Origin of the sequence: Variovorax paradoxus B4, from assembly GCF_000463015.1 — a bacterium.
Lineage (GTDB): Bacteria > Pseudomonadota > Gammaproteobacteria > Burkholderiales > Burkholderiaceae_C > Variovorax > Variovorax paradoxus_E.
In genome coordinates this window covers 4,734,656-4,761,212 of sequence record NC_022247.1, presented here as the reverse complement: position 1 = coordinate 4,761,212, position 26,557 = coordinate 4,734,656, and the positions used below count along the sequence as shown (strand labels likewise).

Here is a 26,557-nt window from a genome sequence, read left to right as displayed (position 1 = left end):
TGAGCGAGCATCGTGTGGGGCTTCGTCTCAGCCCGGAGTTTTTATTTCATGCCTGAGCTTCCCGAAGTCGAAGTGACGCGGCGCGGTTTTGCCGAACGCATTGCCGGTGCACGCATCGATGCGGTTCGCATCGGCAAACCGTTGCGGTGGGCGCTGATGGTCGCGCCCGAGACGCTGGTCGGTCGCCGGGTGCTGCAGGTGCGGCGGCGCGGAAAGTACCTGCTGATCGACCTCGATCGCGGCCTGCTGCTGCTGCACCTGGGCATGTCGGGCAGCCTGCGCTTCGATGCGTTGCTTCCCCCGCCGGGCGTTCACGATCATTTCGATCTCGTGACCGAACTCGGTACGCTGCGGCTGAACGATCCGCGCCGCTTCGGCGCCGTGGTCTACGTGGAGGACGAGGCCGCGCCGTGGGCCGTCAAGCTGCTCGGCGGCCTGGGGATGGAGCCGCTGGGCGATGCCTTCGATCTGGATGCGTTTCACGCCGGCCTTCGCAAGCGCCGGACGGCGGTGAAGCAGGTGCTGCTCGCGGGCGACGTGGTGGTGGGGGTGGGAAACATCTACGCGTCGGAGGCGCTGTTCCAGGCGGGCATCCGACCCACGCTTTCGGCCGCGCGCATCAGCCGGCCGAGGGCGGCCAGGCTTCATGCGGCCGTGCGCGAAATCCTTGCAAGGGCGGTCGAGAAGGGCGGCAGCACGCTGCGCGACTTTTCCAACGTGGACGGGCAGAACGGCTATTTCCAGCTCGAAGCCACGGTCTACGGCCGGGCTGGCGAACCCTGTCGGGTCTGCGCAACGCCGATCCGGCAACTGCGCCAAGGGCAGCGTTCCACTTACTATTGCCCGAATTGTCAAAAATAGTGTCGTAGTCTCCGCGTTCGAATATCCTGCAATCGGTTGTGCTCCAGTTTGCAATGCTATATTTGTAAGTTATTTCTTACATATTCCCCTTGAGCCGCTCTTTCAATCAACAACTCGATCAGCACGGTGCCTGGCGAAGCAATTTCGCGCACCGCCTCCAGTGGCTGTCCCGCTGGCTGACCGAGAACGAGCTGCTCGACCAGGCGGTGGCCGAGCGCCTGCGCGGCCTCGAGCTGCAGATTCGTACCAGCAAGGTCATGGTGGCCTTCGTGGCGGAGTTCTCGCGCGGCAAGTCGGAGCTCATCAACGCGATCTTCTTCGCGGCCTACGGGCGGCGCATCATGCCGGCCAGCGCCGGGCGCACCACGATGTGCCCGACCGAGCTGGGCTACGACGCCGCGGTATCGCCGAAGCTGCGGCTGCTGCCGATCGAAACCCGCCTGGAGCCCCACTCGCTCACGCATTGGCGCGAAAAGGCCACGCGTTGGACCGAAATCGCGATCGATGTGGGCAATGCCGACCAATTGGCTCAGGCCATGAGCAAGGTGGCCGAAGTGCGCTGGGTCAGCAAGGACGAGGCGCACGCGCTGGGCTTCTGGAACGAAGAGACGCCGGACGACAATCCCGTGCAGGACGCCGAAGGCCGGGTCGAGATTCCGCGCTGGCGCCATGCCATCCTGAACATGCCGCATCCGTTGCTGGAGCAGGGGCTGGTGATTCTCGATACCCCGGGCCTGAACGCCATCGGCGCCGAGCCCGAGCTCACGGTGAGCCTGATCCCGCAGGCGCACGCTGTCGTCTTCATCCTGGGCGCCGAAACCGGCGTGACGCGTTCCGATCTGTCCATCTGGCGCGAGCACCTGGTCACCGAGAGTGAAGGCAGCGACACGCGCTTCGTGGTGCTCAACAAGATCGACACCATGTGGGACTCGCTGAGCACGCCGGCGCAGATCGAGCTTCAGATCGAACGCCAGCGCGAGGTCGCGGCCAAGTTCCTCGAGGTTCCGCTGGCGCAGGTGCTGCCGGTTTCGGCGCAGAAGGGCCTGCAGGCAAAGATCCAGCGCGATGCGCGGCTGCTCGACGCCAGCCGGCTGCCGGCTTTCGAAGCGCTGCTCGCGGAAGGCGTGCTGGGCAAGCGCGAAACCATGCTGCGGCTCGCGGTGGACGCCGGCATGGTGGCATTGCGGACCGAGGCCGAGCGCATCCTGAAGGTCCGCCAGCGCGACCTGTCGGAGCAGGCGCTCGAGCTGCAGGGATTGCGCGGCAAGAACGTGTCGGTCATTCGCCACATGCGCGCGCGCATCGACCAGGAGCAGACCGAATTCGAGGGCAGCAACACGCGCATCCTCGCGCTGCGTTCCGTGCAGGGCAAGCTGCTGCGCGAGGTGTACGCCGTGCTCGGCCGCACCGCGCTCAAGGAAGACATGGTGCGGCTTTCGGCTGCACTCAAGCGCCCGGGCGTCAAGTTCAACGTGCGCAAGGTGTACGGCGAAACCTTCGACTCGCTGCGCAACAACTTGCGCGAAGTGCAGGCGACGACGGCCGAGATCCAGTCGATGCTGCACGCCACTTTCCGCCAGCTCAACGCGGAGCAGGGCTTTACCCTTCAGGCGCCCGCCGAGCCTGACCTGACGAGCTTCGAGCAGGAGCTCAGCCAGATCGAGCGCAGCCACATTCACTACCTGGGTGTCGGCAATCTGCTGAAGCTGGCGCAGGCGGACTTCTGCGACAAGCTGGTGCGGGCGCTCGCGAGCCGCCTGCGGCTGGTCAACGAAGCCGCAATGACCGAGGTCGAGCGCTGGAGCAAGGGCGCGAGCGCCCAGATCGATGCCCAGCTGAAGGAGCGCCGCCGCAATTTCAGCAAGCGCATCGAGGCGATCGAGCGCATCCAGAATGCGGCCGGCAACCTCGACGAACGCCTGCTCGAACTTGCCCAGCAAGAGAGCAGCCTGGCCGAGCTGTACCTTCGGCTCCATGAATTCACCTCGGCCATCGCGCAACAGGGGAGGCCGGCAGCCGCTGCCGCCGTCGGCGAGCTGCGTGCGGCGGCCTGATCGTCCGGTGCCGGCTGCGGCCGTGGAGTCGCAGGCGCCGGCCGATTTCGCCGGGCGCATCGTGGCCTGGCAGCGCAGCCACGGACGCAGCGAGCTGCCGTGGCAGAACACGCGGGATCCCTATCGCGTGTGGCTGTCGGAGGTCATGCTCCAGCAGACCCAGGTTTCGACCGTGCTCGGGTACTTTGCGCGCTTTCTCGAACGCTTTCCGACCGTGCGGGCCTTGGCCGACGGCACCGAGGACGAGGTTTTCGGCCTCTGGAGCGGCCTCGGCTACTACAGCCGCGCCCGCAACATGCACCGTTGTGCGCAGGAGGTGGTGGCACGTTTCGGCGGCGAATTTCCGCGCACGGCCGCCGAGCTCGAGACTTTGCCCGGCATCGGCCGTTCCACCTCCGCGGCGATCGCGGCCTTCTGCTTCGGAGAGCGGGTCGCAATTCTCGACGGCAACGTCAAGCGCGTGCTGACGCGCGTCCTCGGCTTTGGCGGCGACATGTCCTCGTCGGCACAGGAGCGCGCGCTGTGGGACCGGGCCACGCAGCTGCTTCCGCCGGCCGAGCAGAAAGAAGCCATCGCGAGCTACACGCAAGGAGTGATGGACCTGGGCGCCACGGTCTGCCTGCCGCGCAAGCCGAGCTGCATGATCTGTCCGCTGGACAAGACATGCGTGGGGCTGCGCGAGGGCCAGCCGGAACGCTATCCCGTCAAGACCCGCAAGCTGAAGCGCAGCGCGCAGTCGCTCTGGGCGCTGCTCGCGCGCGACGCGCAAGGCCGTGTCTGGCTGGAAAAACGGCCGGCAAAGGGCATCTGGGCCGGGCTCTACTGCCTGCCCGTGTTCGAGAGCCGCGAAGACCTGCTGGCCGCGCTGCCGCCGGCGGCGCTGGCCGACGCACAGGATCTGCCGCCCTTCGTGCATGTGCTGACCCACAAGGACCTGCACCTTCACCCGGTGATGCTCCAAGGCAGCCAGCCGCAGGGCGATGCCGCGCGCTGGGTGGATGCCGAAGAGTGGGGCCGCCTGGGGTTGCCGGCACCGATGCGCAAGCTGCTGGAGAGCAGTAGCGCGGGCTAGCCGGGAGGGGCGGACTCAGCCCGCGTCGAGTTCGCGGTGGCGCTTGAGGGCGACCCAGCGGGTTCCGAACGCCCGCGCGAGTTGCTCGACCAGGAACACCGAGCGGTGCTGGCCGCCCGTGCAGCCGATGGCCACGGTCACATAGCTGCGATGGTCCCGCGCCAGGGCGTCGAGCCAGCGCGAGAGGAACTGCTCGATGTCGTCGTACATGCGCGCGACGTCGTCGTGTTCGCGCAGCCATTCGACCACCTGCGCATCGCGGCCCGTGAGCGGCCGCAGCGCGGGCACGTAGTGCGGATTGGGCAGCATGCGCACGTCGAACACGTAGTCGGCGTCCAGCGGCACGCCGCGCTTGAAGGCGAAGGATTCGAACACCAGCGTCAATGCGCTCTGCGGCGCGGAGATCAGCGCCTTGATGTAGCTCTGCAGCTGGGCCGGCCGTATGAGGCTGGTGTCGATCACGTCGGCGCCGTCGCGCAGGTCGGCCAGCAGCTCGCGCTCGAGTTCGATGGCCTGCACCAGCACGCGCTCCTGTTCGGGCGCATCGTTGCGTCCCTCCTGGCGCGATAGCGGATGGCGCCGGCGGGTTTCCGAATAGCGCCGCAGCAATGCGTCGGTGGTCGCTTCGAGGAAAAGCGAGCGCAGCGAAACGCCGTCCTGCCGCAAGGCCTCGAGCTGCTGCGGAACGATCGGCAGCGACACGCCGCTGCGCACGTCCATGGCAATGGCGACGCGCGTGGCCTGCTGCTCGTGCTGCAGCGCGATGAAAGCCGTCAGCAGTTCGGGCGGCAGGTTGTCGACGCAGTAGTAGCCGGCGTCTTCCAGCGCATGCAGCGCCACCGACTTGCCCGAGCCCGACATGCCGGTGATGAGCACCAGGTCGAGGTCCATCACAACGCCGCCGAAGTCTTGTGGCCCAGCATTTCGCGGGCATGCGCCAGCGAGGTCTGCGAAAGCTTCTCGCCGCCGAGCATGCGGGCGATTTCGCGGGCACGGGTGTCGTCGTCGAGCCGCGAGACGCCGCTTTCGGTGCGCGGGCCGTCCTGGCCGATGGTTGTCGTTTGGCGCTTGGCCACCACCAGGTGGTGGTCGGCGCAGGCGGCAACCTGCGGCAGATGGGTGACCGCCAGCACCTGGCGATCGCGCCCGAGCTGCTTCATGAGGCGTCCCACGGTCTCGGCAACGGCGCCGCCGACGCCGGCATCGACCTCGTCGAAGATCAGCGTCTGCGCGGCACCGAGCTGGCTGGTGGTGACCGCAATGGCCAGGGCGATGCGCGAGAGTTCGCCGCCCGAAGCCACCTTGCCGATGGGGCGCGGCGTGCTTCCGGGATGGCCGCTCACGAGAAAGGCAACGTCTTCAAGCCCGGCACGGCCCGGCTGCGCCAGCGGCTGCAACTCGACCTCGAAGCGTCCGCCCTGCATGCCAAGCCCCTGCATCGCCTGCGTGACCGCCTCGGCCAGACGCGGGGCGGCCAGCTTGCGCGCCTTGGCGAGCGCCTTGGCTTCTTTCAGGTAGGCCTGCTGCGCGCCTTGCTCGGTGCGCTCGAGGCCTGCGAGATCGCTCTGCGCGTCGAGCGCCTCCAGTTCGGCCTGCCAGCCGGCCAGGAGTGCCGGCAGGTCGTCCGGCGTGCGCTTGTAGCGGCGCGCGAGCGACATCCACAGGCCCATGCGCTCGTCCAGCTCGGCCAGGCGCTGCGGATCCGCCTCGGCGTCCCGCAGGTAGCCGTGCAGCGTGTGGGCGGCATCGGACGCCTGCGCGACGCTGGAGGCCAGCACTTCGCCGAGGGCGCGGAATTCGGGCTCGATGTGCTCGCAGTTCTGCAGCAGGGTGACGGCGCGCGACAGCGCGGCGAGCGCGCCGTTGTCGTCGTCTTCGAGCGCCTGGCTTGCGCCCTGCGCCGCGTCGATCAGTGCCTGCGCATTGGAGACGCGGGCGTGGTTGGTCGAAAGCTCTTCCCATTCGCCTTCGGCCGGTGCCAGCTTCATGACTTCGGCGATCTGCCATTGCAGCCGCTCGCGTTCGCGCAGCAGCGAGTCCTGTGCCGAGCGCGCGTGGTCGAGCGCGGAAAGCGCCTGGCGCCAGCCCTGCCAGGCTGCGTCCAGCGCATCGGTGCGCACACCGGCATAGGCGTCGAGCAGGCCTCGCACGGCCTCGGGTCGCGTCAGGCTTTGCCAGGCATGCTGGCCGTGGATGTCGAGCAGGCGGTCGCCGAGTTCGCGCAGCTGGGTGGCGGTGGCCGGGCTGCCGTTGATCCAGCCACGGCTGCGGCCTTGCAGGTCGACGGTGCGGCGCAGCAGCAGGGCGTCGCCGTTTTCGAACCCGCCCTCGTCGAGCCAGGCTGCAAGCGCCGGGTCGGCATCGAATTCGGCGCTGACGTCGAGCCGTTCGGCGCCTTCGCGCACGGCGCCCGCGTCGGCCCGGTTGCCGAGCGCCAGTTGAAGCGCATCGATCAATATCGATTTGCCCGCGCCGGTCTCGCCGGTCAATACCGTGAAGCCTGCCGACAGGTCGAGTTCGAGTGATCGCACGATCACGAAGTCGCGCAATGCGATGCGTCGCAGCGCCATTTCAGGAGCCTCCTTCGTTCCAGTGAAGTTTCTTGCGCAGCGTGTCGAAATAGCTCCAGCCTCGGGGGTGCAGAAAGCGCACGCGGAAGTCGGAGCGGCGCACCACCACGCGATCGCCGATCGCGAGCGACGCCAACGACTGCATGTCGAAATTGGCGCTGGCGTCGCGCCCCGCCACCAGTTCGATCACGATCTCGTCGGCATCGGGCAGGAGCACGGGGCGGTTCGACAGCGTGTGCGGCGCAATAGGCACCAGCACCCAGCCAGGCACCGCGGGGTGCATCAGCGGCCCGCCGGCCGAGAGCGCATAGGCCGTCGAACCGGTAGGCGAAGCGATGATCAGGCCGTCGGCGCGCTGGTTGGCCACGAAATGCCGGCCCACGGAAACGCGCAGCTCGACCATGCCCGAGGTGGCGCCGCGGTTGACCACCACGTCGTTCATTGCCAGCGCATCGAAGACCGATGCACCGTCGCGCATGACGTGCGCATGCATGAGGCTGCGGTGGTCTTCTTCGTATTCCCCGGCCAGCATCGGGATCAACGTGGCCTGGTAGTTGTCGAGCGGGATGTCGGTGATGAATCCGAGCCGGCCGCGGTTGATGCCGATCAGCGGAATCCCGTAGCAGGCAAGCTGCCGGCCGATGCCCAGCATGGTTCCGTCGCCTCCCACCACCAGGCCGAGATCGCAGCGCTGGCCGATTTCCTCGACGCTCAGCGGCTGGTAGCGGCCGCCGACGCTGGCGTGTGCATCGGCTTCCTCGGCCGCCGATTTTTCGACGAATACCTCGCAGCCTTGCGATTCCAGGAAGGCACCGATATCTTCCATCACGCCGTCGCGGGCATCGGCCTGCGCCCGGGCGCCTGAAGCCTGGTATTTGCCGATCAGCGCGACGTGACGAAAGCGGGAAGTCATCTACAAATTACAACACTAAAATCTTGCAATGCTGGACGACCGTGCCAAGTTGCTCCTCAAGACGCTGGTAGAGCGTTATATCGCCGAAGGCCAGCCGGTCGGGTCGCGGACTTTGTCGCGCGCCCCGGGTCTGGACCTGTCTCCCGCGACCATCCGCAACGTCATGTCCGACCTCGAGTCGCTGGGGCTGATTGCCAGCCCGCACACCTCGGCCGGACGCATTCCCACCGCCCGCGGCTACCGGCTGTTCGTCGACACCATGCTCACCGCCCAGCGCGAGCACATGAATGCGCCGAGCCATCTTCCCCCTGACCAGCCGCAGAAGGTGATTGCCAACGCGGCCAACCTGCTGTCCAACCTGTCGCAGTTCGTCGGCGTGGTCATGGCGCCGCGGCGGGCTTCCGTCTTCAAGCAGATCGAGTTCCTGCGCCTTTCGGACCGGCGTCTGCTGGTGATCATCGTCTCGCCCGATGGCGACGTGCAGAACCGGGTGATCTTTCCGGAGGCCGACTACACGCAGTCCCAGTTGGTGGAAGCATCGAACTACATCAATGCCCACTACGCGGGCCTGACTATCGAGCAGGTGCGCGACCGTCTCCAGTCCGAAGTCGAAAAACTGCGCGGCGAAATTGCCGCGCTGATGCAGGCCGCGGTCAACGTCAGTTCCGAGGTGCTCACCGAGGCGCAGGAAGACGACGTCGTGATTTCCGGCGAGCGCAACCTGCTCTCCGTCACCGATTTTTCGAGCGACATGGGACAGTTGCGCCGTGCCTTCGAGCTTTTCGAACAGAAGGCGCAGCTGATGCGGCTGCTCGACGTGTCGAGCAAGGCCGAGGGCGTGCGCATCTTCATCGGCGGCGAGAGCCAGGTGGTGCCGTTCGAGGAGCTCTCCATCGTCAGTGCCAACTACGAAGTCGACGGCCAGGTGGTGGGCACGCTCGGCGTGATCGGGCCGACCCGCATGCCCTACGAGCGCATGATCCAGATCGTGGACATCACCTCGCGGCTGGTCAGCAATGCGCTGAGCCACCGCAAGTAGGCAACGCCGCGAATAGAATCGTGGCCTCTCGTGGGCCGTTAGCTCAGTTGGTTAGAGCAGCGGACTCATAATCCGTTGGTCGATGGTTCAAGCCCATCACGGCCTACCACTTGCATTCATTTCTGAGCCTGGTTCGCCAGGGACCAAAAATGGATGCTATAATCGATAGCTGTGCGGCTGTAGCTCAGTTGGATAGAGTACTTGGCTACGAACCAAGGGGTCGTGGGTTCAATTCCTGCCAGCCGCACCACTCTTTGAAGGGTTAGGACATTACGTGTCCTAACCCTTTTTCTTTTTGCGCGGCTCTCTGCGGGATCTTTTTCCGTTCAACGAGATCACGGGCAATGTCCCCGTTCCGGGGCTCGGTGCGATGCGATCGGTTCTGTGCCAGACGCTCTCGACCTTCGGATGTTGTTGAGGCATTCTTGATGTTCATCGGAGGAGCCGGAAGAAAACGGGCCGCTTGAGAACCTTCGTCTTCCTTCACACCGGGTGAGCCATCTCTCTTGGATCGCCACGCCCGGGCAGATCTGTTTTTCGATGCCAGAACAGTTGCAGAATCCAGACGATCGTCCTGCTTCGACAACACCGCGGCCGCCTCCCGTCATATGGCTCACAGGGCTGTCCGGCGCGGGAAAGTCCACCATCGCCGCCGCCTTGCAGCCCTTGCTGCGGGCCAAGGGCGTGGGTGCCGTGAGGTTGGATGGAGACGAGGTCCGCAAGGGGCTGAACCGCGGGCTCGGTTTCAGCGCGGAGGACCGCCACGAGAACATCCGCCGTATTGCCCATATCGCGCGGCTGTTGAACGAGCAGGGCATCGTGGCAATCGTTGCCGTCGTTTCACCGCTGCAGGCGCTCAGGGATCTCGCGCGCTCGATCGTCGGCCCTTCGTACCACGAGGTCTTTGTGCATGCGCCCTTGGAAGTCTGCGAGCGGCGCGATCCCAAGGGGATGTACGTGCGAGCGCGGCAGGGCGAGATTGCGCGCTTTACCGGCGTGTCCGACATCTTCGAAGCCCCGGAAAACCCCGCTCTCACAGTCGACACTTCCAGCTGCGATGTCTCTGCCGCGGTCGAGCAGATCATGGCTTCGCTGGACGGGTCGGCGCCAACCCGTACGCTGCACGAATGACGCCTGCAAGAAAAAACCACTTGATGATTGCCGGCACGGGACGCGCCGGCACGACCTTCCTCGTTCAGTATCTGGCGGCTTGCGGGCTGGACACGCATCTTGCACGGCATCCGGCAGCGAACACCTACAACGACGATGCCAACGCAGGCCTCGAGGATCTGCCGTTCGACAACCCCAACCTGCCGTATGTCATCAAGTCGCCCTGGCTGCACGCATACGCCACACGCTTGCTCGCGGATCCGTCCATCGTGCTCGATGCGGTGATCTTCCCCATGCGCAGCATCGTGGAGGCCTCCACCAGCCGCGTGGTCAACGAGTTGCGCGCGCGGTATGCCATGGAAGGGCTGCCGGATGACTGCCGGCTTTGGGAGTCCTGGGGAACGACACCGGGCGGCGTCGTCTATTCGCTCAATCCGATCGACGAAGCGCGCCTTCTTGCGCTGGGCTTTCATGAATTGATGCATACGCTGGTCAGGCACGACGTGCCGCTGGTGATGCTCGACTTCCCGCGCCTCGTCGAGGATCCCGGCTACCTCTATGAAAAGTTGCATCCGGTGATCGGCGGGAAGGTCGACAGGGAGCGGGCACTGTCGGCCCACCGGGAGACCGCGGTGCCGGCGAAGGTCCGGGTGGGCAGGGAACTGGCCGCCAGCACCGCGGCCCTGCGCCCGCAAGAGCCAGCCGCGCAGACGCCGGGCATCGAATTTCCTTCTCAGGCCACCCTGGATCGCGTGGCGATCAAGCGTGAACTGGACAAGGCCGTGTCCGAGCGTGCCGTTCTCCAGCGGAAACTCGACGAGGCGACTGCTGGCCGCGCTGAGCGCCAGCGTGAGTTGGACGAGGCGATTGCTGCCCGTGCGGCGTGCCTGCGCGAACTGGACGGGGCGATCGCCGGCCGTGCGGCATGCCAGCATCAATTGAGCGAGGCAATCGCCGAAGGTGATGCGCGCCGACATGAATTGGCCGAATCCCGGCGCAGCCAGGCCGCTCTCGCTCAGGATCTGGAGCGCCTCGGATTGCGCGCCTCGCATCTGGAAGCGCAATGTATCGCCGTGAAGGCGTCGAACTCATGGCGAGTGACCGCGCCGCTGCGCGCCCTGTCGCGGATGCTGAAGGTACGATGAGCAGGCACTCCCTTCCTTGAGACCAGAGGTTCTAAGTTGAGCAAAGCATTCACCAAGGAAACCGATACCGACGGTGACGACGACGGCGGCGAAAGCACCGCCCCCGCGCTGCCGAGCGGCAGCAAGAACTACATGACGCCGGCCGGCTATGCCCGGCTGCGCGACGAGTTGCTTCAACTGATGGATGAAGAGCGGCCGAAGGTGGTCGAAGCCGTGCACTGGGCCGCCAAGAATGGCGATCGCTCCGAGAACGGCGACTACCTCTACGGCAAGAAGCGGCTGCGGGAAATCGATCGGCGCATCCGCTTTCTCACCAAGCGGCTCGAAATTGCCGAAGTGACCGATCCCTCGGTCCATCACGGCAGCGACCAGGTGTTTTTTGGCGCGACGGTGCGCTATGTGGACGAAACGGGCGACGAGCGCAGCGTGACGATCCTGGGCATCGACGAGGCGGACAGTGCCCAATCACAGGTCAGCTGGATTTCTCCGATCGCCCGCGCGCTGCTCAAGTCGCGCGAAGGCGATGTGGTGAAGCTCGTGACGCCGGGCGGTGCGCATGAAGTGGAACTGCTGTCCGTCAGCTATCCGGCGCCAGGCGCGAGCGCGGCCCGTTAGCTTTCCTGCCCTTCGGTCAGGGTGCGGGAACCGTTCTCGCGGCAGTCAGCACCGAGGCCGTGCGCCGCGCGGCGCGCAACACGCTGTCGAGGTGGCTTCGGTCGCGCACTGCAATCACGAAGCGCAGGTCGGTCGAATCCTGCGGCGTCTCGTCGGCCATTTCGACATGCGTGATGTCGGCCTCGGCGTCCGCCAGGGTCGCGGCCACGCGTGCCAGCACGCCCTTGTCGTTGCGCACCGTGATGACCACGCCGGTTTCGAAGGTGCGGGTCGGTTCGTCCGCCCATTCGACCGCGAAAAAGCGCTCGCTGTCCTTGTGGCGCAGCCGCTGGCCAACGCCGCAGGACTCGGTATGCACGACCAGGCCTTCGCCGTGCCCAAGGTAGCCGACGATCTCGTCGCCCGGAATCGGCCGGCAGCACAGCGCAAAGCGGACCGACGAGTTCTCGCTGCCGTCCAGCGTGACGGCGCCCTGGGAAATGGTCTCGTGCGAGATGAAGCGCTCGCGGCTCAGCAGCAGTGCATCCGGGCGCTCGCCGAGTTCGGACAGCATGGCCACCAGCCGCTTTGCCACGATGCTGGCAATCCGCTTGCCCAGGCCGATGTCGGTCAGCAGTTCGGCACGCGTGCGGTTGCCCGTGAAACGCAGCAGCTTTTCCCACAGCGCCTGGTGCTCGGCGTCTTCGGCCGGCAACTTGCTGAGGCCTTCGGCGCGCAGTGCCTGAGCCAGCAGCTTTTCGCCCAGGCCTTCGGATTCGGCATGGGCCAGGGTCTTCAGGTAGTGGCGGATCTTGGAGCGCGCCCGGCCGGTTCGCACGAAACCGAGCCATGCGGGATTGGGCGTGGACACGGGCGCGGTAATGACCTCGACCACGTCTCCATTCTTGAGCTCCGTGCGCAGCGGCACCTGGTCGCCATTGATGCGTGCTGCGGAGGTGTGGTCGCCGATGTTGCTGTGGATGGCGTAGGCGAAGTCGACCACCGTGGCGCCACGCGGCAGCGCCAGGATCTGGCTCTTCGGCGTGAAGACGTAGACCGCATCCGGAAACAGGTCGACCTTGACGTGGTCCCAGAACTCGGCGGCATCGCGGGTTTCGTCCTGGATGTCGAGCAGCGACTGCAGCCACTTGGTGCCGAGCCTGTCGTTGCTGGCCGCGTTCGGCTCGGCGGCCTTGTAGAGCCAGTGCGCCGCAACGCCGGATTCGGCCACCACGTGCATGGCTTCGGTGCGCAGCTGGAACTCCACGTTCACGCCGGCCGGGCCCACCAGGGTGGTGTGTAGCGACTGGTAGCCGTTGAGCTTGGCGATGGCGATGTGGTCCTTGAACTTGCCCGGCAGCGGCTTGTACATCTGGTGCAGGATGCCCAGGCCGGTGTAGCAGGCAATCACGTTCGGCACGATCAGGCGAAAGCCGTAGATGTCGGTCACCTGGGCGAAGCTCAGGTGCTTTTCCTCCATCTTGCGGTAGATCGAATAGAGCGTTTTCTCGCGTCCCGCGATGCGCAGCGTCATGTTGGCGTTGGCAAAGGCGGTCTCGACCTCGCGCTGCACCTTCTGGATCAGGTCGCGGCGGCGACCGCGCGCCTTGGCCACGGCCTTGGACAGGGTGGCATAGCGCCAGGGTTTCAGATGCCGGAACGACAGTTCCTGCAATTCGCGGTACGTCTGGTTCAGTCCGAGCCGATGCGCGATGGGCGCATAGATCTCGAGCGTTTCGCGCGAGATCCGCGCCCATTTCTCGCGCGGCGCATCGTCGAGCGTGCGCATGTTGTGCGTGCGGTCGGCCAGCTTGACCAGGATCACGCGCACATCGCGCGCCATGGCCAACAGCATCTTGCGGAACGACTCGGCCTGGTTTTCCTCGCGGGTATTGAACTGCAGCTTGTCCAGCTTGGTGAGCCCGTCGACCAACTCGGCCACCGGCGCGCCGAAGCGCTCGATCAGTTCGGGCTTGGTGACGCCGCAATCCTCGATGGCATCGTGCAGCAGGGCGGCCATCAGCGCCTGGGCATCGAGCTTCCATTCGGCGCATTGCGCCGCCACGGCAATGGGGTGGGTGATGTACGGCTCGCCGCTGTTGCGCAGCTGGCCCAGGTGGGCTTCGTCGGCGAAGCGGTAGGCGCGGCGGACCAGCTCGGTGTCTTCGGGGCTCAGGTAGTCGAGCCTGGCGGTCAGCGCGGCAAAGCTCGCGGCAGCCGCATTCAGCGCCGCCGGACTCGGCTTGGGCGTGCCCGTGGGGGCATGGGACTGATGTTTGGCAACCGCGCTCATGGCTACCACTTTAGCGTGACCGCTGTATGGACGCGTCCAGACGTAAAAAAAGCACCGCTTTGCGGTGCCTTTTCGTTGCAGGGCTGCGTCAGAGCAAAGATCAGCCCGGCACCTTCTTGAGCATTTCAATGCCGATCTTGCCTTCGGCGATCTCGCGCAGGGCGGTCACGGCAGGCTTGTTCTTGCTTTCGATCTTGGGCGCGTGGCCCTGGCTCAGCATGCGCGCACGGTAGGTGGCGGCCAGAACCAGCTGGAAGCGGTTGGGGATCTGAAGCAGGCAATCTTCGACGGTGATGCGGGCCATGATGGAATCTTTCGGTCAGTGAGCAGGAAATCAGGGGATGTTCAGGGCGGCGAATGTGTCGGCACGTGCGCGGCGCTGTGCAGAATACCGAAGCCGCTGAGCGTGGACGATCGCCTTGAGATCGAAAAGCGCGCGCTCAAATAACTCGTTGATTATAACGAAGTCGAATTCCCCCGCCCGGGCCATTTCTTCGGCGGCATTCTTGAGGCGCAGCTCGATGACGGCGGCGCTGTCTTCGCCGCGCCGCTCCAGCCGGGAGCGCAATTCTTCCCAGCTGGGCGGCAGGATGAAGATCATGACCGCGTTGGCAAAGGTCTGGCGGATCTGGATGGCGCCCTGGAAGTCGATTTCCAGGATGACGTCGGCCCCCTGGGCAATCCGCTCCTCGATGGCTTTCTTGGAGGTGCCGTACCGGTGTCCATGCACATGGGCCCACTCCACGAAGCCGTCCGCCGCGATCATGGCGTCGAATTCGGAGGGCGAGGTAAAGAAGTACTCCCGGCCGTGCTTTTCCTGCCCGCGGGGTGGCCGGGTGGTGTGGGAAACCGAAGGCTGGACGGCCGTATCCAGCTCCATGAGCGCCTTGACCAGGCTCGATTTGCCGGCACCGCTCGGTGCCGCCACGACAAAGATGTTGCCCGGATAGTCCATTCGCTCGCTCATTCGATGTTCTGTACCTGTTCGCGCATCTGCTCGATCAGCACCTTCATGTCCACGCCGATGCGGGTGAGGTCCAGCGCCGCCGACTTGGAGCCCAGTGTATTGGCCTCGCGATGCAGCTCCTGGATCAGGAAGTCCAGCCGCTTGCCGATTTCGCCGCCCTTCTTGAGCAGCCGCTCGATCTCGTCGAGGTGCGAATTGAGGCGCGTGAGCTCTTCCGCCACGTCGATGCGGATCGCGAAAGCGGTTGCCTCGGTCAGCGCCCGGTCCTGGGCCGCCTCGGGCAGCGTGCCGCCGGTCAGGCCCATGGCTTCCTGCCAGCGCTCCAGGAAACGAGCGCGCTGCTGCTCGACCAGCTGCGGAATCAGCGGGCCGGCCTGTTCGACCAGGGTGCGCAACTGGGCCAAGTGGGCCTCCAGCATCTTGGCGAGCCGCGCGCCTTCGCGCTGGCGGGCCGACATCAGCGCATCCAGCGCCTTGCCGGCCACCTCGAGCAGGTCGCTGCCCCAGTCGCCGCGCATGGCGCTGTCGCCGCCGGCGAGCCGCAGCACGTCGGCCACGCTCAATTCGCGGGCGCCGGGCAGCCAGGCCTTGATGCCATCCTGCACGCCGTTGAGCCGCTGCAGCAGCTTGACGGAGGGCTCGACGACGCCCGCCTGGGCGGTGTTCTCGATGGCGGCCCGCACCTCGACCTTGCCGCGCTTGAGCTTGCCCGTGAGCAGCTCGCGCAGCGCGGTTTCATGCTGACGCAGTTCCTCCGGCAATTTGAAGGTGAGGTCGAGGAAGCGGCTGTTGACCGAGCGGATTTCGACCCCGAGTCGGCCCGCGGCGGCAGGCCGTGCTTCGGCTTCGGAGTGGCTGCCGACGGGGCCGTTCTGGCCACTGGCATAGCCGGTCATGCTGTAAACTGGCATTGCGCCTCACTGTGGTTTTGCTTGCATGCACCGAGGCGTCGGCATGGCGTTCGCTTGCCGCACCATCGCCTTCGGGCGAAACTCCCGGATTATGTCAAAGGTCAAGCCTTCGCCCCTGCTGCCCGATACGGTCATTGGCGGTTACCGCATCGTTCGCCGGCTTTCCGCAGGCGGGTTTGGCGTTGTCTACCTCGCCATAGACCCCAGCGGACAGCAGGTTGCCATCAAGGAATACCTGCCATCATCGCTGGCAACGCGCGGGCCGGGTGAACTGACGCCCGAAGTTGCGCCCGAAAAGCTCTCCCTCTACCGGCTCGGCCTCAAGAGCTTTTTCGAGGAAGGGCGCTCGCTCGCGCAGATTTCGCATGCCTCGGTGGTCAGCGTTCTCAACTTTTTTCGCGAGAACGAAACCGTCTATATGGTCATGAACTACCTGGAGGGCGCCACCCTGCAGGATTTCGTGGTGACCGCGCGCGACCTGAAAAGGCCGAAAGTCTTCCGGGAATCGACCATCCGGTCGCTTTTCGATGAAATCCTGCGCGGCCTTCGCATCGTGCACCAGTACAAGATGCTGCACCTGGACATCAAGCCCGCCAACATCTTCGTCACCGACGAAGACCGCGCGGTGCTGATCGACTTTGGCGCCGCGCGCGAAGTGCTCAGCAAGGAGGGCATCTTCATCCGCCCGATGTACACCCCCGGCTTCGCCGCCCCCGAGATGTACCGGCGCGACTCGTCGATGGGCCCCTGGACCGACATCTACGCCATCGGCGCCTGCATCTACGCCTGCATGCAGGGCTATCCGCCCAACGACGCCCCGCGCCGCATCGAGAAAGACCGCCTCAGCCTGTCGCTGTCGCGCCTGCGCGGCGTGTACTCCGACAACCTCATCGAGGTGGTCGAATGGTGCATGTCGCTCGATCCGCTCTCCCGCCCGCAATCGGTCTTTGCGTTGCAAAAGGAACTGAGCCGCGAAGGCGAGCGGCGCTATACCAAGCTCACCGTCGGCGAAAAGGTACGGCTTTCCTTCGACAACATCCGCTCCTTCGACAAGAAGGCCCTGCCCAAGGCGGCGGCACCTACCACGCGTCCGGCATGAAATTCTCGGTATTCCAGGTCAGCCGCAAGGGCGGCCGTCTCAAAAACGAAGACCGCATGGGCTACTGCTACACGCGGGAGTCGGGCCTTTTCGTGCTGGCCGACGGCATGGGCGGCCATCCCGAGGGCGAGGTTGCTGCCCAGTTGGCGCTGCAGACCATTGCGGCCCTCTACCAACGCGAAGCGCGCCCCACCGTCAAGGACGCCAAGGCCTTCCTGGCCGAATCGGCCATGGCGGCGCACCAGCAGATCATGCGGTATGCGAGCCACAAGGCCATGCTCGACACGCCGCGCACCACCGTCGTCGCAGCCCTGCTCCAGGGCACCACGGCCACCTGGATGCATTGCGGAGACTCGCGCCTTTACGTGGTGCGCGACGGCCGCCTGCTGACCCGCACGCGCGACCATTCGCATGCCGAGCGACCGCGTCCGCATGGTGCGGACATGCCGGTCAACCGCAACCTGCTGCTCACTTGCCTGGGCTCGCCGACCACGCCGCTGTTCGATATTTCGGCCCCGCTGCAGCTGCAGCGCGGCGACCGCATCATGCTGTGTTCGGATGGCGTCTGGGGCGTGCTCGATGACGCCGTCATCGTGCACACGCTGTCTTCCGACAAGCCGGTGTCCGATGCCGCGCCGGACCTGGCCGAAATGGCGCTTCGCAAGGGCGGCGCGCACAGCGACAACGTGACGCTCATCGCCCTCGAATGGGAAATGCCCGACGCGGCGGGCGACGACCGCGGCGTTTCCACCGAGACCATCGACGACGGCGTCTTCGCCTCCACCATCCAGGCCGGCATGCCTTCGGACGGCGAGCTCGACGCCCTCGATGAACTCGACGAAGACGCCATCGAGCGCTCGATTGCCGAAATCAACGAAGCCATTCGCCGCTCTGCTGCAAAGAAAATCTGATACCCGGGCTGCTTAGTCTTGCGGGGCTATCCCGCTTTTGTTCCACATACCCCTCACAAGAAAATGACTGCTTTCACACGAAGCGGCGGCCGCGCCGCCGACCAGCTGCGCCCGGTGCGCATCACCCGCGGCTTCACCATTCACGCGGAAGGTTCGGTGCTCATCGAATTCGGCCAGACGCGCGTGCTGTGCACCGCCTCGGTCGAAGAGCGCGTGCCGCCGCACAAGCGCGGCAGTGGTGAAGGCTGGGTCACGGCCGAATACGGCATGCTGCCGCGCGCCACCCACACGCGCAGCGACCGCGAAGCCGCCCGCGGCAAGCAAAGCGGCCGCACGCAGGAAATCCAGCGCCTCATCGGCCGCTCGATGCGCGCCGTGTTCGACCTGGCCGCGCTGGGTGAGCGCACGATCCATCTCGACTGCGACGTGCTGCAGGCCGATGGCGGCACCCGCACCGCCGCCATCACCGGCGCATTCGTCGCCGCGCAAGACGCCGTCAACAAGCTGCTCGCCGCCGGCACGCTGGCCGCGACGCCCATCAGGAGCCATGTGGCGGCCATTTCGGTCGGCATCGTCGGCGGCACCCCGCTGCTCGACCTGGAATACACCGAGGACTCCGCCTGCGATACCGACATGAACGTCGTGATGACCGGCGCCGGCCATTTCGTCGAAGTGCAGGGTACCGCCGAGGGCGCGGCGTTCTCGCGCGACGAGATGAACCTCCTGCTCGGCCTGGCCGAAAAGGGCATCGGCGAACTGATCGTGCTGCAGCAGCAGTCCCTGCTTGCGAAGTAACTGATGGCGATGAAACTGGTTCTGGCCTCCAACAACGCCGGCAAGCTTGCCGAACTCCAGCTGCTGTTTGCGGAGCTGGCCGTGACGCTCGTGCCGCAATCGGCATTGGGCGTGGGCGAGGCCGAAGAGCCGTTTCGCACTTTCGTCGAAAACGCGCTGGCCAAGGCGCGCCATGCCTGCGCCGCAACCGGCCTGCCGGCCATTGCCGACGACGCGGGGCTTTGCGTCGATGCCTTTGGCGGCCTGCCGGGCGTGGACACCGCGTTCTATGCCATGCAGTTCGGCTATGCCAAGGGCGACGCCAACAACGTCAAGGCCCTGCTCGAGCAGCTCGACGGCGTGGTCAACCGGCGCGCCGCGCTCGTCAGCACGCTGGTCGCGCTGCGCGGGCACGACGACCCCGAGCCCCTCATCGCGGTCGGGCGCGTGGTCGGCGAAATTGCGAAGGCGCCCATCGGCGACAACGGCTTCGGCTTCGATCCCGTCATGTACCTGCCCAGCTTCGGCAAGACCTTTGCCCAGCTGCCGCCCGAGGTGAAAAACGCCAACAGCCACCGGGGCCAGGCGGCCAAGGCCATGCTGGCCCTGATGCGCGAACGCTGGTTCTGAGCGATGGCCTCCGTCGTTCCCATCCAGCCCGCGCAGCCCACCGGCGCACCGCAGGCCAACGACGTGCTGCACTGGATGCGGCCCGGCCCGCTGCAACTGGCGGCGTTGCCGCCGTTGTCGCTCTACATCCATCTGCCCTGGTGCCTGCGCAAGTGTCCTTACTGCGACTTCAACTCGCACGAGTGGCGCGCCACCAGCGAGGCCGAGGCCGAAGGCATTCCCGAGGCGGCGTACCTCGACGCGCTCATTGCCGACCTGGACGCCGCACTGCCGCTCATCTGGGGCCGCACCGTTCACACCATCTTCATCGGCGGCGGAACGCCGAGCCTTTTTTCGCCGCAGGCCATCGATCGCCTGCTCGGTGATGTGCGCGCCCGCCTCAAGCTGGCGCCCGAGTCCGAGATCACGCTCGAAGCCAACCCCGGCACCTTCGAGCGCAACCGCTTCCGCGCCTACCGTGCCGCGGGCGTCACGCGGCTTTCGGTGGGCGTGCAGAGCTTCAATGACGAACACCTGAAGGCGCTGGGCCGCGTGCACGACCGTGCCCAGGCCATCGCCGCCATGGAAGAAGCCGCGAGTGCATTCGACACCTTCAACCTCGACCTGATGTATGCGCTGCCGGGCCAGACGCTCGAGGGGCTGGACGCCGACCTGACCCAGGCGCTGGCGCTGGCGCCGCCGCACATCTCGGTGTACCACCTCACCATCGAGCCCAACACCTGGTTCGCCAAGTTTCCGCCGGCCTTGCCCGAAGACGACCTGGCCTACGCCATGCTCGACCGCATCACCGAACGAACCGCCGCCAGCGGCATGTCGCGCTACGAGGTTTCGGCCTATGCACGCAGCGGCCACACCTGTGCGCACAACCTCAACTACTGGCAATTCGGCGACTACCTGGGCATCGGCGCCGGCGCGCACAGCAAGCTGAGCTTCGCGCACCGCATCGTGCGCCAGGTGCGGTTCCGCGAACCGCGCCTGTACATGAACAACGCCCGCGCCGGCGCCGCCGTGGCGCAAAGCGACGAAGTGGCGCTGGCCGACCTGCCGTTCGAGTTCATGCTCAATGCGCTGCGCCTGAAGGAAGGCTTCACGCTGCCCCAGTTCAGCGAGCGCACGGGGCTTGCCATGACCAGCATTCAAAAGGGGCTGGAGGAAGCCGAGCGCAAGGGCCTCATCGCGCGCGACCTGCACCGCGTGTGGCCCACCGAGCGCGGGCTGGACTTTCTGAGCGATCTGCAGTCGCTCTTCCTGCCCGAGGAGTGACGGGCCGGCGTCAGCATAAAATCGACGGTTCCGGAGAGTTGGGTGAGTGGTTTAAACCAGCAGTCTTGAAAACTGCCGACGTGAAAGCGTCCGTGAGTTCGAATCTCACACTCTCCGCCAGAATCCATCTTTGGCAGTTTCTTGAAGTCCCGCGCAGTTCATGCGACGGGACTTTTTCATTGGGAGCGGCATCCTTTTTGATCTAATGGGGGCTGTCGCAGACTGCCCCTAGCCAAGCTCCAAACATGGCATCAGTCATGGTATTTTCTAGCCGATACCATGACCCTCACTGTTAAAGCTGTTGACGCCGCCAAACCGCGCGAAAGGGCCTACAAGCTGGCCGATGCGCATGGCCTCTATCTGTTCGTTTCGCCCACCGGCGCAAAGAGTTGGCGAGCCAACTACACCGCCGACGGAAAGCAGAAAACCAAGACCTATGGCCTCTACCCTGGGGTGAGCCTGGCTGAAGCGCGGAAAGAGCACGCAGCGGCTCGTGAGGGGCCGCCGGCCGCAGCAGCGGCGCCGACCTTTGAGACGGTAGCGCGCGACTGGCTCAAGGCAAAGCTGCCGACCCTTGCCAATGGCAAGCATCAAATTCAGGTGCAGAACACGCTAGAGCGGTACGCGTTTCCGCTGCTTGGCTTCCGGCCCATCGACGCCATTCCGCGGTCGGAGTTGGTCGCGGTGGTGCGGGCTGCGCAAGCCGGCGGAAAGATCGAAACCGGGCATCGCGTTGCGAGCCGCATCTCGGCAGTCTTCGACTTCGCGCAGGACACGGGTTTGCTTCAACAGCACGGTGCGGCCGGGTTGACGCGTGTGCTCACTGCTCGCAAGACCAAGAAGCCGATGGCGAGCATCCCGGCGGAAGAGGCTGGCGAGTTGATGCGCGCGATCGATAGTTACGAAGACTCGGTGACTCGGCTCGGCTTACAGCTCCTGGCGCATACGTTCGTACGCGTGGGCGAGCTGCGCGGCATGCTTTGGGGGGAGTTGAAGGAGCAAGGGGCGATTTGGGTGGTACCTGAAGTGCGCATGAAGATGCGCATTCCTCATGTTGTGCCATTGTCGCGGCAGGCACAAGCCATTCTTGCGACTCTGCGGAAGATGAGTGGCGACGGCTCGCTCGTGCTCGATTCGCCAATTCACCCTGGGCACCCGCTTTCGGAAAACACCTTTCTGTTTGCCTTGTATCGTCTGGGCTACAGGGGGCGCATGACAGCGCACGGTTTCCGCGCATTGGCTTCGACTGTGCTAAATGAGCGTTCGGGATTCTCACACGATGTGATAGAGCGGCAGCTTGCGCACAAGGAAACGAATGCCGTTCGCGCTGCGTACAACCGTGCGGATTACCTTGCACAGCGCCGCGAGCTGATGCAATGGTGGTCCGATTGGTTGGAGAGGGCGCAGTTGACTCCCGCTGACTCCTAGTTTTCCACGAATCTGCATCGCTCGGAGGCTCGCTGTAACGTAATATCTCAAAAATACTACGTGGAGCAAAACTTGGCATCACACCAGGATCGCATGGCAGAAATTGGATTCTGGACTCTGCCTCCCAAGGGGTCGGAACGCAGAAAAGGACTTGATGCCTTTATTGAGGAAAATAAAGATAATCCAAAGCACCAAAAGTTGCTCAAGGAAATATTCGAAGGGGCAACTGCGTTAGTCATCGTTCAGAATGAAAACGGTGCTGGCCTGTCTGCGGACAGGCAATTGAGAGAATACAACGCAGAGTATAACAACCGGGTATTTCACGGCTCTTTGCGCGACATGCCGAGTTCCTTCAATGTAGTGGAGGCATTTAATAAATTTCTTCCGAAATCAGGAACATTTGAACTGAGGGATGAGTGTGATCATCTGTTCTCGTTCCAACATTTCATCGATTGGGTAACGAGTGGCGCTTCGGATCAATTTCCTTTGGATATTCAGAGAATATTGCCGGAGGGGAAGGCTCATTCATATAATTCGATTGATAAGCCTTCTGGCCTGTTGTTTCGGAGTGAAGGCAGTGAGGAATTTGGGTTTTCTTCAATTTCGCTGATTAGAGTCGAAAAAGAAGTCACAGCATTGCTTGTTGCAGGGCAAAAATGCAATCTCGAAGATGAAACGAAGAATATTCATAAACTCTGGGAGTCCACTGAGGCCCTCCCACATCGGGCGCATATTGCCCCTGATGAAGATCTAATAGCGCGCGCCGAGCCCTTAGTCGAGGATCCTGATCTATGGAAAACTGTCGTCCTTCTGCGGTTCGATCTTGAGACAAAGACCGTCGATGCGCAATATGTGTTCCATGACTGCGGAACAACTTACACAGGAAAGACGGACGATGTGTCTGCATTTCTTGACGAAAAAGGCGAATTCTTTTCCGAGAAAATAAAGAAGCAGTTCGAGCAATCAGCGAGCGCCATGAAAGATTATGGGACGCTATTTGAGCTGTGCAAAACCTGTTTGCTCCTCCCTACCTTCTTCGAAGCTCATAACGATGATATCGAAATTGAGCGCCACCCTACCTCCTTCAGGGAGTATCGATCGCATCTCAAAAACAAGAAGGTTTTTGAGCGTGTAAATCCGAAACATTGGATTACCTACAGAGATGTTCGACTGCTGCGAGCACCTCCAACCCGTTCCCCGGACCGGACGATTTTTAATGCACCCGAATACAAGGTTGAAAAAAGCGGTTACTGGCGGAAGTTGCCGATCGATGTAGAGGGGAGAGACAAAGTGGGTCGGCCGATCCATGGCAGAACCTGGGTTAGTCAGGTTCAGTCATGGGTGGAGGATTCACCCACGAATTCAACTGTTTTCGCTTCTCGCGGAGGGGGTGAAATTCCTGGCTCCAACCCGGGATTTATATACGTTATGCGCTCCGCGGCGCATCTTAAAGATGTGTTCAAAGTCGGGCTAACACGCCGTACGTCAGATGAACGTTCGGGGGAATTGTCGAGAAGTACAAGCTCCCCCGACCATTTTCTTGTCGTAGAAGAATGGGCGACTGGTGACTGCGTGCAAGCCGAAAGACTGATTCACGAAGAACTGGCGTCGTACAGATTCAATCCAAGTCGGGAATTTTTTAAGGCGCCGTATCGCACGATTTTTAAAGTGATCGACAAGGTGATTTCAAGCCTTGAGGGCGATGTGGAACCCTGCAGACCAGGCGGTACTTAACTAGAAACCACGTTCACGAATCCTCGCAAATCTGAGACGCGCCACCGCGTGATGCCCGCAATCTTCACCGGCTGGGGGAGCTGCTTAAGCTTCACCTTGTTCCAGAAGGTGGACCGGCCCATGGACAGCATCTTTGCAGCCTCTGCCGCTGGGACGAGAAGTTTTTCGTTCATTTGAGTTTCCTGGTTCTTGATTGAGGTTGGAATGCGCGGGGTGCACCCCGCGGGGAAAGGCTTCGTTGCGATGAATTCGGGTGGGCTCATGAGGTTTCCTTGTTCGTGGCCAAGTTCAGTGAATGACGAGCGGTGCTGTCAGCGTTGGTCGCCGCCAATCCGGCGAGGGTGCGCTGCACCTGCAACTCGAGAAAGCGATTGCGGAACTGCTCGCGCCAGTCTTTCCACGTAGCTGCTTCGCGCTCGGGCGTGTCGAGGCGAATCCAGTCCGCGGGTGCCATTGGCTGCGTGGTGTTGTCGCCCAATACGGCCCACGGCAGATGCCGTGCTGGGTCAAACGGAGTCAGGTCGCGCCGCGCCGTGGCGAGCGCCTGCGAGTCGATGGAGCGCAGCAATGTCTTGTGGCTGGCGAACACCGAAAGCAGCTTGAAGTGCTCGCGAACGGTCTTCGCATGCTCGGCCTCGAAGAGTGCCCACGCGGCGATGCCACCGGCGCCCATGCTGAAGCTGTTCACGGCGAGCTTCGCCGGACTGATGAGGTCATTGGTGTATGCCTCGTGTGCGTCATGCATCAGCGCGGCCATCTGCACGAACACCGAAGCACCGGCGTGCCGCGCGATGTCGCAGCACAGCAGGCTGTGCTCGGCGACGCTGTACGGGCGCGTGGTGGCGCCGTTGAACTGGTTCACGATGGCGAGGTGGTGGGACACGTCGCGGATGTCCACGGGACGGCCGCTTGCGGCAAGCGCGGCGGGGCCAGTGAGATGGTATTCGGCGCCTGTGCTGGTGAGCATCCACGTCATACGCTGCGCTCCGACGTGTGCTGCGATGCGCGGACGCGCAAGGCGTCACGGTGCTCGTTGTAGATCCGGACGAACGCCTGTCCGGCCGGGTCATCGAAGGGATATCGGCAAGCTTCATTCGGCGTTTCGCCGCGTTCGGCTGCGGCCTTGGCTTCGCGCTCGATGGTCGCGAGCGGGGTAACAGAAAAGGGCATGGTGTTCTTTGGGTAAGTGATGCCTGCCGCGCTATGCGGCCTGGGCGATTGCTGGGGCGCGTGCGGGCAGCGGCTCGCACGTCTTAATGGCGGCATGGATTTCCGGCGCTTGAGCGCCTGGCATCGAACGCGGGTTCGTGAGTTCAAGGCGCAGCGCATCGCCGGCTTTGAGGTTGCGGTGCTGCGCACGCCACGCAGCGGCAGAGGGACCGATCCAGCGCACGACGTACACCTCGACGGCGCGCGGCCCTTGGTTGTCGACGACTCGCATCTTCAGAACGAACTCGCCCGCGTTAGACGTGTGTTCGCTGACGGCGGGGCGTCCTGGGCGGTCCTTGCCGACGAAGAAAACGCCGGTGGTCGTGGTCGTCATGCCTGCGCACCTCGCTGCTCGGCACGGATGCGCTTGAAAGTCTTGCGGATGTCGGTGGCGACGCTCGGCGTGTACTGAAAGCGGCTGTCGGTGAGGCCACCGATGGGGCCGGTTTGTTGCGGCTGCTTGGGGCGCCGCGGGCGAGGGGAAACGATCACGATCATGGTGTGCTCCAGCCGTAGACACACATCGCGGCAAGCGCGATGGGCAGGACGATGAAGACCGCCAGCGCGGCAGCGGTCGCGAGGAAGCCCGGGATGGGCTTGACGGGCGATGTCCTCATGAGGCCAACGCCGGTTTCTTGGAATGAGGTCGAGCGCATGCCGGCCTTTCAGAACGGGCAGTGCAGGGCAGTGCGCCTGCGCGTGGTCAGAACGATTTCGAGCGCGATGTCGGTCACCTCTTCGTCAGAGGCGCCGTAACGGCTCGCGAGCAGGGCCGCGCTCATGGGATTGCGCTCGCAGAATGGCGAACCTGGGCGGTGCTCGTAGTGGTAGCCGCCGCACCGGCACAGCCGGTGGCCGGTCGCGCGCAGGTGCTGCGAGAACAGGCCGTGATCGCGGCGGCGCGTGCGGCATTCGGGGCAGCGGAAGAGGAACGTCACGCGGCGCCTCCGGTGCCCTTCACGCTCTCAGGCTCGGCCGCGGCGGTATGCCCTTGCGCCATACTCTCCGCGACAACTCCGGAGGACTCATGGCACGCGGAAACATTGTGGACATCAACCGCAGGAACGGCCTGTTTGTCGTGCGGGACGAGAGCGATCAACTCGTCGTGTTCGAGCTGTTGGACAGCGTTGACCTTGAAATCGACGATGAGGTAATCGGCGATCTCTACGTCCTCGGCGGTCACGAACTCAGGCATGTCCGCAGCGGCGAGACGATGGCCGTCTATGGGCAGAGCGGCGTTTGCACTTTGGCGCATGCTCGCGCAGTGTTGGGCGGCTGAGTCCTTCGCCGCTGCCTTCTTACCGCCGCCCGAAAGCAAATCGCGCAGGCCCTTGGCGTAGCCGCGCCAAAACGCTCGCACCGATTCCGAGGCGCCGTCTTGGTCTTTGAGGGCGTCAGCCCTCCGCAGGAGCGCGCCGATTTCTTCATTCGACGCGCTCACGACTTCACCTCGCGGATCGAGTGATTGACGTGCGCCAGAGCCTCATGGAGCGGCTGAGTCACGAGAGAGCCATAGCCGGCTGCTTGGTAGGCAGCGATGGCCTGCGCGATGGCTGCGGCTGCTTGCGCTGCCGCCAAGTTCGCCTTCGTCTCGGCGATGCTGAGAGGGCTCGCTTTGAATGCCGCGGTCATGCCGCACCCCGCGCCGAGAGGTTGAGCGAGTCGATTTCGCTGTTGAGCGCGCGTGCGCGGTCGCCGAACTCGGCCGCCATCGGATGTGCGGGTGCGTCCTCCATGTAGGCGGTGACGGTCGCGTCAGAAATGCCGGGCAAGCTGATGCTGCCGAGCTTCAGTGCCTTATTGGCGAGTGGCACGCCCATGGCTTGCCAGTTCGCGACGCCTGCGGCGCTGCAGCGATAGAACGCCTGGCGGCGGCGGCCGATGGTGCGAATCCAGATGTCCACGCGCGCCGAACTGGTGGCCGCGTGGCGCGATGCGGCGCGGCTGTCGGTGGCGTGATTGATTTGAGCGCGGGCCACG

31 protein-coding genes and 3 tRNA genes are annotated in these 26,557 nt (G+C 64.3%); 17 read left to right on the top strand and 17 right to left on the bottom strand.

All coding sequences use genetic code 11. The features are described from left to right. Positions 1-48: 48 nt before the first annotated feature. From mutM to mutY, 3 genes are all read left to right on the top strand, one after another. Positions 49-861 carry a bifunctional DNA-formamidopyrimidine glycosylase/DNA-(apurinic or apyrimidinic site) lyase gene (gene mutM, locus VAPA_RS22240; protein ID WP_021009022.1) on the top strand — a complete coding sequence of 271 codons (813 nt, stop codon included), beginning with the start codon at positions 49-51 and terminating at the stop codon, positions 859-861. Positions 862-950: 89 nt separating this feature from the next. Next, positions 951-2,915 carry a dynamin family protein gene (locus VAPA_RS22235; RefSeq protein WP_021009021.1) on the top strand — a complete coding sequence of 655 codons (1,965 nt, stop codon included), beginning with the start codon at positions 951-953 and terminating at the stop codon, positions 2,913-2,915. Between the two features lie 7 nt (positions 2,916-2,922). Next, positions 2,923-3,987: an A/G-specific adenine glycosylase gene (mutY, locus tag VAPA_RS22230; protein ID WP_021009020.1), complete on the top strand. Its 1,065-nt coding sequence runs from the start codon at positions 2,923-2,925 to the stop codon at positions 3,985-3,987. A 15-nt stretch (positions 3,988-4,002) separates the two neighbouring features. On the opposite strand, the gene rapZ is transcribed toward mutY, so the two are convergent. From rapZ to VAPA_RS22215, 3 genes are read right to left on the bottom strand one after another with little or no spacing between them, the layout of a single operon-like run. Further along, positions 4,003-4,878: an RNase adapter RapZ gene (gene rapZ / locus VAPA_RS22225; RefSeq protein ID WP_021009019.1), complete on the bottom strand. Its 876-nt coding sequence runs from the start codon at positions 4,876-4,878 to the stop codon at positions 4,003-4,005. Then, complete coding sequence (recN, locus tag VAPA_RS22220) at positions 4,878-6,557, bottom strand: DNA repair protein RecN (RefSeq protein ID WP_021009018.1); 1,680 nt, start codon at positions 6,555-6,557, stop codon at positions 4,878-4,880. The genes rapZ and recN overlap by 1 nt, the downstream gene beginning before the upstream one ends. Position 6,558: 1 nt before the next feature. Continuing rightward, the gene (locus tag VAPA_RS22215) at positions 6,559-7,470 is read right to left on the bottom strand and encodes an NAD kinase (RefSeq protein ID WP_021009017.1); all 912 of its coding nucleotides are present in this window, start codon (positions 7,468-7,470) and stop codon (positions 6,559-6,561) included. A gap of 28 nt (positions 7,471-7,498) precedes the next feature. On the opposite strand from VAPA_RS22215, the gene hrcA reads away from it, so the two are divergent. The 6 genes from hrcA (at position 7,499) to greB (ending at position 11,379) form a co-directional block, all read left to right on the top strand. Continuing rightward, the gene (gene hrcA, locus VAPA_RS22210) at positions 7,499-8,509 is read left to right on the top strand and encodes a heat-inducible transcriptional repressor HrcA (RefSeq protein ID WP_021009016.1); all 1,011 of its coding nucleotides are present in this window, start codon (positions 7,499-7,501) and stop codon (positions 8,507-8,509) included. A gap of 32 nt (positions 8,510-8,541) precedes the next feature. After that, positions 8,542-8,618, top strand: a tRNA-Ile gene (locus VAPA_RS22205). A 64-nt stretch (positions 8,619-8,682) separates the two neighbouring features. Continuing rightward, a tRNA-Arg gene (locus VAPA_RS22200) sits at positions 8,683-8,759 on the top strand. A 242-nt stretch (positions 8,760-9,001) separates the two neighbouring features. After that, positions 9,002-9,640, top strand: a complete 639-nt coding sequence (cysC, locus tag VAPA_RS22195; protein WP_230558912.1) for an adenylyl-sulfate kinase — start codon at positions 9,002-9,004, stop codon at positions 9,638-9,640. Then, positions 9,637-10,764, top strand: coding sequence for a hypothetical protein (locus tag VAPA_RS22190; RefSeq protein ID WP_021009014.1), 1,128 nt, complete (start codon positions 9,637-9,639; stop codon positions 10,762-10,764). Before cysC ends, VAPA_RS22190 begins: the two co-directional genes overlap by 4 nt. A gap of 36 nt (positions 10,765-10,800) precedes the next feature. Then, positions 10,801-11,379: a transcription elongation factor GreB gene (gene greB, locus VAPA_RS22185; protein WP_021009013.1), complete on the top strand. Its 579-nt coding sequence runs from the start codon at positions 10,801-10,803 to the stop codon at positions 11,377-11,379. Positions 11,380-11,395: 16 nt separating this feature from the next. On the opposite strand, the gene VAPA_RS22180 is transcribed toward greB, so the two are convergent. The 4 genes from VAPA_RS22180 to VAPA_RS22165 all read right to left on the bottom strand — a co-directional run bounded on the left by VAPA_RS22180 (position 11,396) and on the right by VAPA_RS22165 (position 15,529). Next, positions 11,396-13,651, bottom strand: a complete 2,256-nt coding sequence (locus VAPA_RS22180) for a RelA/SpoT family protein (RefSeq protein ID WP_021009012.1) — start codon at positions 13,649-13,651, stop codon at positions 11,396-11,398. A 100-nt stretch (positions 13,652-13,751) separates the two neighbouring features. Then, a complete protein-coding gene (gene rpoZ, locus VAPA_RS22175) occupies positions 13,752-13,955 on the bottom strand; it encodes a DNA-directed RNA polymerase subunit omega (protein WP_021009011.1) in 204 nt (67 codons plus the stop codon). Positions 13,956-13,985: 30 nt separating this feature from the next. Continuing rightward, the gene (gene gmk, locus VAPA_RS22170) at positions 13,986-14,606 is read right to left on the bottom strand and encodes a guanylate kinase (RefSeq protein WP_021009010.1); all 621 of its coding nucleotides are present in this window, start codon (positions 14,604-14,606) and stop codon (positions 13,986-13,988) included. 8 nt (positions 14,607-14,614) lie between these two features. Then, the gene (locus VAPA_RS22165; RefSeq protein WP_021009009.1) at positions 14,615-15,529 is read right to left on the bottom strand and encodes a YicC/YloC family endoribonuclease; all 915 of its coding nucleotides are present in this window, start codon (positions 15,527-15,529) and stop codon (positions 14,615-14,617) included. Between the two features lie 91 nt (positions 15,530-15,620). On the opposite strand from VAPA_RS22165, the gene VAPA_RS22160 reads away from it, so the two are divergent. From VAPA_RS22160 to VAPA_RS34005, 8 genes are all read left to right on the top strand, one after another. Further along, positions 15,621-16,628: a serine/threonine protein kinase gene (locus VAPA_RS22160; RefSeq protein WP_021009008.1), complete on the top strand. Its 1,008-nt coding sequence runs from the start codon at positions 15,621-15,623 to the stop codon at positions 16,626-16,628. After that, a complete protein-coding gene (locus VAPA_RS22155) occupies positions 16,625-17,539 on the top strand; it encodes a PP2C family protein-serine/threonine phosphatase (protein ID WP_021009007.1) in 915 nt (304 codons plus the stop codon). The genes VAPA_RS22160 and VAPA_RS22155 overlap by 4 nt, the downstream gene beginning before the upstream one ends. Positions 17,540-17,602: 63 nt before the next feature. Further along, positions 17,603-18,334, top strand: a complete 732-nt coding sequence (gene rph / locus VAPA_RS22150) for a ribonuclease PH (RefSeq protein WP_021009006.1) — start codon at positions 17,603-17,605, stop codon at positions 18,332-18,334. Between the two features lie 9 nt (positions 18,335-18,343). Continuing rightward, positions 18,344-18,943 carry a non-canonical purine NTP pyrophosphatase gene (locus tag VAPA_RS22145; protein WP_021009005.1) on the top strand — a complete coding sequence of 200 codons (600 nt, stop codon included), beginning with the start codon at positions 18,344-18,346 and terminating at the stop codon, positions 18,941-18,943. 3 nt (positions 18,944-18,946) lie between these two features. Continuing rightward, positions 18,947-20,206 (top strand): radical SAM family heme chaperone HemW, encoded by a 1,260-nt coding sequence (gene hemW / locus VAPA_RS22140; protein ID WP_021009004.1) that lies wholly within the window; start codon positions 18,947-18,949, stop codon positions 20,204-20,206. A 32-nt stretch (positions 20,207-20,238) separates the two neighbouring features. Further along, a tRNA-Ser gene (locus VAPA_RS22135) sits at positions 20,239-20,326 on the top strand. 159 nt (positions 20,327-20,485) lie between these two features. Then, entirely contained in the window at positions 20,486-21,634 is a 1,149-nt protein-coding gene (locus VAPA_RS22130) for a tyrosine-type recombinase/integrase (RefSeq protein ID WP_021009003.1), read from the top strand. A gap of 93 nt (positions 21,635-21,727) precedes the next feature. Continuing rightward, positions 21,728-23,368 (top strand): GIY-YIG nuclease family protein, encoded by a 1,641-nt coding sequence (locus VAPA_RS34005; RefSeq protein ID WP_080666821.1) that lies wholly within the window; start codon positions 21,728-21,730, stop codon positions 23,366-23,368. Here VAPA_RS34005 and VAPA_RS22125 read toward each other — a convergent pair. Genes VAPA_RS22125 through VAPA_RS22090 form a run of 10 tightly spaced genes read right to left on the bottom strand, consistent with a single transcriptional unit; the run spans position 23,365 to position 26,556 of the window. After that, the gene (locus VAPA_RS22125) at positions 23,365-23,631 is read right to left on the bottom strand and encodes a helix-turn-helix transcriptional regulator (RefSeq protein WP_230558911.1); all 267 of its coding nucleotides are present in this window, start codon (positions 23,629-23,631) and stop codon (positions 23,365-23,367) included. The genes VAPA_RS34005 and VAPA_RS22125 overlap by 4 nt on opposite strands. Beyond that, positions 23,628-24,344, bottom strand: a complete 717-nt coding sequence (locus VAPA_RS33625) for an HD domain-containing protein (protein WP_021009000.1) — start codon at positions 24,342-24,344, stop codon at positions 23,628-23,630. The genes VAPA_RS22125 and VAPA_RS33625 overlap by 4 nt, the downstream gene beginning before the upstream one ends. After that, positions 24,341-24,538 carry a hypothetical protein gene (locus tag VAPA_RS22115; protein ID WP_021008999.1) on the bottom strand — a complete coding sequence of 66 codons (198 nt, stop codon included), beginning with the start codon at positions 24,536-24,538 and terminating at the stop codon, positions 24,341-24,343. Before VAPA_RS22115 ends, VAPA_RS33625 begins: the two co-directional genes overlap by 4 nt. A gap of 31 nt (positions 24,539-24,569) precedes the next feature. Next, entirely contained in the window at positions 24,570-24,911 is a 342-nt protein-coding gene (locus tag VAPA_RS22110) for a hypothetical protein (RefSeq protein WP_021008998.1), read from the bottom strand. After that, a complete protein-coding gene (locus tag VAPA_RS34550; protein ID WP_021008997.1) occupies positions 24,908-25,075 on the bottom strand; it encodes a hypothetical protein in 168 nt (55 codons plus the stop codon). Before VAPA_RS34550 ends, VAPA_RS22110 begins: the two co-directional genes overlap by 4 nt. Continuing rightward, entirely contained in the window at positions 25,072-25,194 is a 123-nt protein-coding gene (locus VAPA_RS35430) for a hypothetical protein (protein ID WP_268977777.1), read from the bottom strand. Before VAPA_RS35430 ends, VAPA_RS34550 begins: the two co-directional genes overlap by 4 nt. 48 nt (positions 25,195-25,242) lie before the next feature. Beyond that, positions 25,243-25,515: a hypothetical protein gene (locus VAPA_RS22105; protein ID WP_021008995.1), complete on the bottom strand. Its 273-nt coding sequence runs from the start codon at positions 25,513-25,515 to the stop codon at positions 25,243-25,245. After that, positions 25,512-26,018: a hypothetical protein gene (locus VAPA_RS22100; protein WP_041946195.1), complete on the bottom strand. Its 507-nt coding sequence runs from the start codon at positions 26,016-26,018 to the stop codon at positions 25,512-25,514. Before VAPA_RS22100 ends, VAPA_RS22105 begins: the two co-directional genes overlap by 4 nt. After that, positions 26,015-26,209 carry a hypothetical protein gene (locus VAPA_RS22095; RefSeq protein ID WP_041946194.1) on the bottom strand — a complete coding sequence of 65 codons (195 nt, stop codon included), beginning with the start codon at positions 26,207-26,209 and terminating at the stop codon, positions 26,015-26,017. Before VAPA_RS22095 ends, VAPA_RS22100 begins: the two co-directional genes overlap by 4 nt. Beyond that, complete coding sequence (locus VAPA_RS22090; protein WP_021008993.1) at positions 26,206-26,556, bottom strand: hypothetical protein; 351 nt, start codon at positions 26,554-26,556, stop codon at positions 26,206-26,208. The genes VAPA_RS22095 and VAPA_RS22090 overlap by 4 nt, the downstream gene beginning before the upstream one ends. Position 26,557: the final 1 nt, after the last annotated feature.